The sequence below is a fragment of the Acinetobacter lactucae genome, from assembly GCF_013344765.1.
Classification (GTDB): Bacteria; Pseudomonadota; Gammaproteobacteria; order Pseudomonadales; family Moraxellaceae; genus Acinetobacter; species Acinetobacter lactucae_A.
In genome coordinates this window covers 1-8839 of sequence record NZ_JABVBF010000147.1, presented here as the reverse complement: position 1 = coordinate 8839, position 8839 = coordinate 1, and the positions used below count along the sequence as shown (strand labels likewise).

Sequence of the window (8839 nt, the reverse complement as noted above, 5' to 3'; positions counted from 1 at the left end):
GGTTGTCACATAGTATGATGATAATTCATCATAACTATTGGAATGATACATTTTTTCAATAAGATTAGATGAGTAAAGTACATAAAAGACGTTTTTTTTCTTGTAAAATTAGGTATCATCGCGCTCCTAGTTACAAGATATAAAATAAGTGTCTTTGCTAGTTCTATAAAGCACCGAGTCAAAGGACCAATCGTCACCAGACTTATTTCTTTCTACCCCTATCAGAGATGGTAATCCGATATGAGCGTTACTTCCGTTAACCCTGCCACTAATGCTACTAACGAATATTATTTGACTCGCCAAAGTCAAATGGAATCAAATGTTCGTAGCTATCCACGTAAATTACCGTTAGCGATAGCGAAAGCACAAGGATGCTGGGTTACTGATGTTGAAGGTACACAGTACCTTGATTGTTTAGCTGGGGCAGGTACATTGGCTTTAGGTCATAATCATCCTGCGGTGATTCAAAGTATTCAAGATACATTGGCAAGTGGTTTGCCATTGCATACTTTAGACTTAACCACACCTTTAAAAGATGCATTCACTGAAGCATTGTTAGCATATTTACCTGGTGGTAAAGAAGAATATTGCTTGCAGTTCTGTGGTCCTGCTGGTGCAGACGCAACTGAAGCAGCAATCAAACTTGCTAAAACTTACACTGGCCGTAGTTCAGTGATCAGTTTCTCTGGCGGTTATCATGGTATGACCCATGGTGCACTTGCTATGACTGGTAACTTAAGTGCAAAAAATGCGGTTAACGGTTTAATGCCAGGCGTACAATTCATGCCATATCCGCATGAATACCGCTGCCCACTTGGTTTAGGTGGTGAAGCTGGTGTTGACGCTTTAACTTACTACTTTGAAAACTTTATTGAAGATGTTGAAAGCGGTGTAACAAAACCGGCTGCTGTTATTCTTGAAGCGATTCAAGGTGAGGGCGGCGTAGTTACAGCTCCAGTAAAATGGTTGCAAAAAATCCGTGAAGTGACTGAAAAGCACAACATCGTTTTAATTTTAGACGAAGTTCAAGCTGGCTTTGCACGTTCAGGCAAAATGTTTGCATTTGAACATGCAGGTATTGAACCTGATGTTGTTGTAATGTCTAAAGCAGTAGGTGGTGGTTTACCACTTGCAGTATTAGGTATTAAACGTAAATTTGATGCTTGGCAGCCTGCTGGTCACACGGGTACTTTCCGTGGTAACCAACTTGCGATGGGTACTGGTCTTGTCGTATTAAAAACGATTAGTGAACAAAATCTTGCTCAAAATGCGCAAGAGCGTGGTGACTTCTTACAAGCTGAATTTAAAAAATTAGCTCAAGAATTCCCATGTATCGGTAACGTACGTGGTCGCGGTTTAATGATTGGTGTTGAGATCGTTGACGAGCGTAAACCAGCTGATCGTATTGGTTCACATCCTGCTGACTCACAATTAGCTGCTGCAATTCAAACTGCTTGTTTCAACAATAAATTATTGCTTGAAAAAGGTGGTCGTAACGGTACAGTAATTCGTTTACTTTGCCCGCTTATCATCACTCAAGACGAGTGTGTTGAAGTAGTTGCTCGCTTTAAGAAAGCAATTGCAGAAGCATTGGTTGCAGTACGAGGCGCATAAGTATGGTGGATTTTGCAGAACATCGTAAAGCGTTACTCTGCAATGATGCACAATCCATTGCTGACTATGAGTCAGCAATGGGCGAAGCGGTAAAAGCCGTTTCAGCATGGTTGCAAAATGAAAAGATGTACACAGGCGGTAGTATTAAAGAATTGCGTTCAGCAATTTCTTTCCAACCTTCAAAAGAAGGTATGGGTGTACAAGAATCACTTCAACGTATGATTGAGCTTTTCTTAAATAAAAGCTTAAAAGTACATCATCCACATTCATTAGCACATTTACACTGCCCAACCATGGTGATGAGCCAGATTGCGGAAGTGTTAATCAATGCAACTAACCAGTCTATGGACTCATGGGATCAAAGCCCTGCAGGTTCATTAATGGAAGTTCAGCTCATTGATTGGTTGCGTCAAAAAGTAGGTTATGGTTCTGGTCAGGCTGGTGTTTTCACTTCTGGCGGTACTCAATCTAACTTAATGGGTGTGTTACTTGCTCGTGACTGGTGTATCGCGAAAAACTGGAAAGACGAAAACGGTAATCCGTGGTCTGTACAGCGTGATGGTATTCCTGCCGATGCAATGAAAAACGTCAAAGTCATTTGTTCTGAAAATGCGCATTTCTCTGTGCAAAAGAACATGGCAATGATGGGTATGGGCTTCCAGTCAGTTGTGACTGTTCCTGTGAATGAAAATGCACAGATGGATGTAGATGCTCTCGAAAAAACGATGGCGCATCTTCAGTCTGAAGGCAAAGTGGTTGCTTGTGTTGTTGCGACAGCAGGTACAACTGATGCTGGTGCAATTGATCCATTGAAGAAAATCCGTGAAATCACCAATAAATATGGTTCATGGATGCACATCGATGCGGCATGGGGCGGTGCATTAATTCTTTCAAATGACTACCGTGCAATGCTTGATGGTATTGAGTTGTCTGACTCGATTACCCTCGACTTCCATAAGCATTATTTCCAAAGCATTAGCTGTGGTGCGTTCTTGTTGAAAGATGAAGCGAACTATCGCTTTATGCACTACGAAGCTGAATACTTGAACTCTGCTTATGACGAAGAACATGGTGTACCAAACCTTGTGTCTAAGTCATTACAAACGACTCGTCGTTTTGATGCATTGAAATTGTGGATGACAATTGAATCACTAGGTGAAGACCTATATGGTTCAATGATTGACCATGGTGTAAAACTTACTCGTGAAGTTGCAGATTATATCAAGGCAACTGACGGTTTAGAACTTTTAGTTGAGCCTCAGTTTGCTTCGGTATTGTTCCGCGTTGTGCCACAAGGCTACCCAGTTGAGTTTATCGATAGCTTGAACCAAAATGTAGCGGACGAATTGTTTGCACGTGGTGAAGCAAATATCGGTGTAACAAAAGTTGGTAATGTACAGTCATTGAAAATGACCACATTAAGTCCTGTTGTGACATTCGAAAATGTTAAAAATCTTTTAGGTCAAGTATTGGCTGAAGCTGACCGCATTAAAGATGCGATTGTTTCTGGTAACTATGTACCACCAATCGACTAATTGAGTTGATACTAAAAAAGCCCGGTTTATTGCCGGGCTTTTTTATTGCAGATTGTTTTGATTTAAAATGTGCATCGGAGCAGAGTGATATGCACAAACCATGCATTTTTTTTAAAAACAAAAATAATTATGCATGATTTATGGGGAGCAAATTTCTTATTGTATTGATATGTCCCCAATATTTTTGGTCACATTGATATATCAATATCGTACTTACTTTAAATAATCCCGTTTTAACTGAAAAAAGTAAGTGGCTGTAATTACAATTACGACAAGGAAGAAGAAATGCAACAAGCGAATATGCTCAATGAATTTAAACTTATTATTGGCGGTCAACTTTGTTCAGGTGGTCAAGGTGAATTAGAAATTATTAATCCTGCGACTGGCTTAACAGCTGCACGTTGTGCAAAGGCGTCAGTTGAGCAAGTAAATCAGGCAGTGAGTGCAGCTAAACAAGCATCTAAAGCTTGGCAACAAGTTTCCCATGATGAACGTAAGTCGATCTTAAATAAGATAGCTGATGGCATTGAAAAGCACGCAGAAATACTTGCAGAGCTGGTGGTGCTTGAACAAGGTAAACCACTCGCACTGGCACAAATGGAAGTGCAGGGTGCAATTGGCTGGACGCGTTATGCGGCTTCTATGGATTTACCGGTAGAAGTAATTGAAGACAGTGAAACCAAGCGTATTGAGCGCCATCGTCAACCATTAGGTGTAGTGGCTTCAATTACTCCTTGGAACTGGCCACTGATGATTGCAGTTTGGCATATCATGCCTGCATTGCGTGCGGGTAACGTGGTCATTAGTAAACCTTCTGAATACACACCACTATCAACTTTACGTTTATGTGAAATCATTCAGCAAGAAGTTCCGGCAGGTGTGATCTCAATTGTGGTTGGTGCTGGTGAGATTGGTGGAGCATTATCTTCTCATCCAGATGTGCAAAAAGTTGTGTTTACGGGGTCAACTCGAACAGGTCAGCACATTATGGCTGGTGCAGCTCAACACTTAAAACACCTAACTTTAGAGCTTGGTGGTAACGATGCTGGTATTGTATTACCAGATGCAAATATAGATGAAATTGCAGCTAAGATTTTTAATATGGCGTTCTTAAATGCAGGCCAAACATGCGCGGCATTAAAACGTTTATATGTCCATGAAAGCCAATATGAGGCTTTATCACAAAAGTTAGCTGACGTTGCCAATGCTCAAGTCGTGGGTGACGGAATGCAATCTTCTACAACATTTGGTCCAGTGCAAAACCAAATGCAATATAACAAAGTAAAAGCACTTATTACTGAAGCGATTGAACAGGGTGCAAAAGCACTTTCAGGACAACAACAAGTTCCAGAGCAGGGCTACTTTATTGCGCCAACTATTATGACTGAAGTTTCTGACTCTTGCCGCGTGGTACAAGAAGAGCAATTTGGCCCTGTGTTACCTGTTTTAAAATATACCGATATCAACGATGCAATTGCTCGTGCCAATGATAGTGAGTTTGGTTTAGGTGGCTCAATTTGGTCTTCTGATATTAAAGCAGCACAGACTTATGCTAGTCAGCTTCAATGCGGAACGGTTTGGATTAATACCCATGCAGAAGTTCTACCTCATGCGCCTTTTGGCGGCTGGAAAATGTCTGGTTTAGGTGCTGAATTTGGTCTGGAAGGCTTGCTTGAAAATACAATTGGGCAAACGGTTCATATCAGTAAAGTTTAAATATTAACTTTAAGGCGGATCTATTATCCGCCTTTTTATTTTCATTTTTATGAGTGAAAAGCTGAGCTGTTTATTGGGAGTGATGATAGTTCATGCTTTTAGGTTTGATTAAAAAATGATTCTGTTCTTTAATTTTTTTAAGAACGATGTAAGATTTTATATGCCCAATAAAATTATAAGAAAGTAATCTTTCGGTCACAAATTGAGAAAGCTGTTCTAAGTTTTCTGCAACAACTTTTAAAATAAAATCTGCATCACCACTAATGGAGAATGCATCCTGAATGTTGTCTTCAGCTTCAATGAGCTCTTGAAAAGCCTGCTGTGATTTTGCCTCGTGTGTCCTTAAATTAATATGAATCATCGCTGTAACTTCGAGTCCTAGCGCCTGCTGCTGGATGCGTGCAGTGTAGCCTAAAATTATGCCTTTTTGCTCAAGTAGCTGTCTTCTTCTTGAACATTGCGAAGCAGATAAACCAATTAAATCTCCTATTTCCTGATTGGTGAGCCGTCCATTCTTTTGTAGTGCCTGAATGATTTGCCAGTCGAACTTATCCATTGCATAAAATCCTTTTATGATACACAAATCATGTATTTTTATTAAAATGCGTTTTCATTATGCACGAAATCTAAAAGATAGATGAAATATTATTTTTCTATGGAATAAAAATTGGTCTCAAAGGATATAGAGCAATGTTCATAGAAATCGGTGAATTTTTAAATCTTCGTTTAAAACAAATGGGTATCCAACATCTCTTTGGTGTACCTGGTGATTTTAACCTCTCATATCTAGAACAAGTTGAAGCAGACCCACAACTCGAATTTATTGGAAATTGTAATGAATTAAATGCTGCCTATGCAGCAGACGGTTATGCACGAATTAACGGTTTTTCTGCCTTGGCAACCACTTATGGTGTAGGTGACTTAAGTGCGATTAATGGTATTGCAGGTGCCTACGCAGAAAATGTACCTCTTATTCATATCTCAGGTATTCCGCCTTTACATGCAGTTCAAAAGGGCACACTAATACACCACACGCTTGTCGATGGTAACTACGACAATATTATGAACTGTATGAAAGAGTTTACAGTTGCCCAAACACGTTTAACTCCTGCAAATGCAGCTTTTGAAATTGATCGTGTATTACGTCAGTGTTTCCTTGAACGCCGTCCTGTGCACATTCAACTACCAGGCGATATTACTCACGTTAAGATTGAAGTATCTGAGCGTCCGCTTGACTTAAGCTATCCAGCTGTTGAACCTGAATTATTGCAGAGTGTGGTAAGCAAACTTTGTGACATTATTGCAAATGCTCAGAGTCCTGCACTTCTTATTGATAATGAAGCTTCAGTTTTTGGTGTAACTTCACTTTTAAATGATTTGTCTCAAAAATGCTCAATTCCATTTGCAGGCATGAATACTGCAAAAAATATTATGGACGAAGGCTCACCTCGTTACATCGGAACTTATGTGGGTGGGGCAAGCCAACCGCATGTAAAAAATATCATTGAACAATCTGATTGTTTAATTGGTGTTGGCGCACGCTTTACCGATGTAGGCTCAGCTGTATTTACTCATCAAATTGAGACTAAGAACTACATTGAAATTAAATCTTATGGCTTAAATATTTTTGGTCAGGATTTTCCGGGTATTGAAATAGGACAATTACTTGTCGAGCTAAATAAAAAAGTTGCGCCACGTAAATCGACAATACCTCTTCTTGAAAAACAACCACAGAAAGTAATTGAAGCTCCAGCTCAGCAAAAGCTAAGTCAAGATGTGCTTTGGAATTACATTTCAGGATTCTTAAAAGAAGATGATGTGATTATTGGTGAAGTGGGGACATCAAACTCTGCTTTGTCAGGAATAAAGCTTCCTGCCACAGCTAAATATATTGCTCAGCCGCTTTGGGGTTCTATTGGTTACACCTTGCCGGCTTTGCTTGGTAGTTTGTTAGCTGCTCCTGAACGTCGTCAAATTCTGTTTATTGGTGATGGTTCATTCCAGCTTACGGTACAAGAGCTTTCTACGATTATCCGTCATGGTTTAAAACCAATCATTTTCTTGCTGAACAATGGCGGATACACCATTGAACGTTTAATTATGGGTGAAAACGCTGCCTATAACGACGTGCAAAACTGGAAATACACTGAAATCCCGGCTGTGTTTAACGGTAAAAAAGGCCATACAACTTATGTGGTTGAGACTGCTGGACAGCTGAAGAGCGTTTTAGACAACGTTCAGCACAATGATCAATTAACCTTTATTGAATTGAAACTACCAGCAATGGATGCACCGGTGAGTTTGAAAAAATTTGCTTCTGTGATTGCGCGTTTTGACTATGGTGATCGTGGCTACGAAATTTTAAAGGAGCGTTCCCAACCGATTAAATGTAAGGATGCAATCTTTTTTTAAATAGAAGACAGGACAAATCTTCTCAAAATTAAATGGACTCATATTAAAGCAAACTTATGTCCGAAGGTCGGTTCCTGATCTTCGGATGTGGTGCTGAATAAAGGTGTACAGGAAGTGACACCAACATTGGAGATAACGTTATGGATGCAAACAATAAGCACGAGTTAAAACAAGGCTTATCCAATCGGCATATTCAACTCATCGCACTCGGAGGGGCGATTGGTACAGGATTATTCTTAGGTCTTTCTCAAACAATTAAACTGGCAGGTCCTTCAATCTTATTAGGATATGCAATTGCAGGCGTGATCGCTTTTTTAATCATGCGTCATTTAGGTGAAATGGTTGTTGAAGAGCCAGTCAGTGGTTCTTTTAGTTATTTTGCGAACAAATACTGGGGCAAAATGGCTGGTTTTATGTCTGGCTGGAATTACTGGGTATTATATGTACTCGTCAGCATGGCTGAATTGAGTGCGATTGGGACGTTTATACAGTTTTGGTGGCCTGAAATTCCGACATGGCTAACTGCTTTATTTTTCTTTATTTTAATTAACGGCATTAACTTGGTGAATGTCCGCTTTTTTGGGGAATCCGAGTTCTTATTTTCATGCATTAAAATTGTTGCCATCTTAAGCATGATAGGATTTGGTGCTTATCTATTATTTTCAGGTTCAGCAGGTCCACAAGCAGGTATTGCAAATTTATGGCAGCACGGTGGTTTCTTCCCGCACGGGATTCACGGTTTTGTCATGGCTTTGGCTGTCATTATGTTTGCATTTGGTGGCTTGGAATTAATTGGTATTGCTGCGGCTGAAACAAAAAAACCTGAAACGACTATTCCTAAAGCAGTCAATCAAATTGTGTACCGTATTTTAATTTTTTATATCGGTGCAATCGGTATTCTTTTATGTCTTTATCCATGGAATATGGTGGCAGAAGGCGGTAGCCCATTTGTCATGATTTTCCAATCACTGAATAGTAACGGTGTAGCGAACGTTCTAAACTTTGTGGTCTTGATTGCTGCTATTTCGGTTTATAACAGTTGTATCTATTGTAATAGTCGTATGTTGCATGGTTTGGCAGAGCAGGGTAATGCTCCCGCAATTTTGAAAAAAGTAAATAGCCGTGGTATTCCAGTTCCAGCAGCAGTTGTTTCTGCATCTATTACAGCTATATGTGTAGTTGTGAACTATCTGATTCCTGGTCAAGCTTTTCAGCTCTTTATGATGTTAGTTGTCGCAGCGCTTGTTATTAACTGGCTCATGATTTCAGTCACACATTTGAAGTTTACTAAAGCAATGAAATTGCAAAGACGCCAAACTAAATTTCAAAGTATTATGAGTCCTTGGAGTAACTATTTAACCATTAGCTTTGTATGCTTTATTCTTATTATTATGGCAATGACGCCAGATATGAGATTGGCTGTTATTTTAGGTCCAATCTGGCTTGCTGTTTTAGCTGTAATGTACTTCTTAAAATATCGTAAAAAAATGGTTGTTCTACCAGAAGTACAGTCGAATTAATCGTTTAAATTAACAATGATATTGCGGTTACCTGACTTAAGG

The 8839-nt window shown here is 39.6% G+C and carries 6 protein-coding genes; 5 read left to right on the top strand and 1 reads right to left on the bottom strand.

Annotated features, from left to right (window positions below; genetic code table 11):
* Positions 1 to 240: 240 nt before the first annotated feature.
* The 3 genes from HUN22_RS13360 to HUN22_RS13350 all read left to right on the top strand — a co-directional run bounded on the left by HUN22_RS13360 (position 241) and on the right by HUN22_RS13350 (position 4865).
* Positions 241 to 1614 (top strand): diaminobutyrate--2-oxoglutarate transaminase, encoded by a 1374-nt coding sequence (locus tag HUN22_RS13360; RefSeq protein ID WP_002118718.1) that lies wholly within the window; start codon positions 241 to 243, stop codon positions 1612 to 1614.
* A 2-nt stretch (positions 1615 to 1616) separates the two neighbouring features.
* Positions 1617 to 3149 (top strand): pyridoxal phosphate-dependent decarboxylase family protein, encoded by a 1533-nt coding sequence (locus HUN22_RS13355; protein WP_174730260.1) that lies wholly within the window; start codon positions 1617 to 1619, stop codon positions 3147 to 3149.
* 285 nt (positions 3150 to 3434) lie between these two features.
* Positions 3435 to 4865 (top strand): aldehyde dehydrogenase family protein, encoded by a 1431-nt coding sequence (locus HUN22_RS13350; RefSeq protein WP_174730256.1) that lies wholly within the window; start codon positions 3435 to 3437, stop codon positions 4863 to 4865.
* A 70-nt stretch (positions 4866 to 4935) separates the two neighbouring features.
* Here HUN22_RS13350 and HUN22_RS13345 read toward each other — a convergent pair whose 3' ends face one another.
* A complete protein-coding gene (locus tag HUN22_RS13345) occupies positions 4936 to 5421 on the bottom strand; it encodes an Lrp/AsnC family transcriptional regulator (protein ID WP_101663028.1) in 486 nt (161 codons plus the stop codon).
* Positions 5422 to 5555: 134 nt separating this feature from the next.
* On the opposite strand from HUN22_RS13345, the gene HUN22_RS13340 reads away from it, so the two are divergent.
* The gene (locus HUN22_RS13340) at positions 5556 to 7277 is read left to right on the top strand and encodes an alpha-keto acid decarboxylase family protein (RefSeq protein ID WP_174730253.1); all 1722 of its coding nucleotides are present in this window, start codon (positions 5556 to 5558) and stop codon (positions 7275 to 7277) included.
* A gap of 140 nt (positions 7278 to 7417) precedes the next feature.
* Positions 7418 to 8797 carry an amino acid permease gene (locus tag HUN22_RS13335; protein WP_174730250.1) on the top strand — a complete coding sequence of 460 codons (1380 nt, stop codon included), beginning with the start codon at positions 7418 to 7420 and terminating at the stop codon, positions 8795 to 8797.
* Positions 8798 to 8839 lie beyond the last annotated feature (42 nt).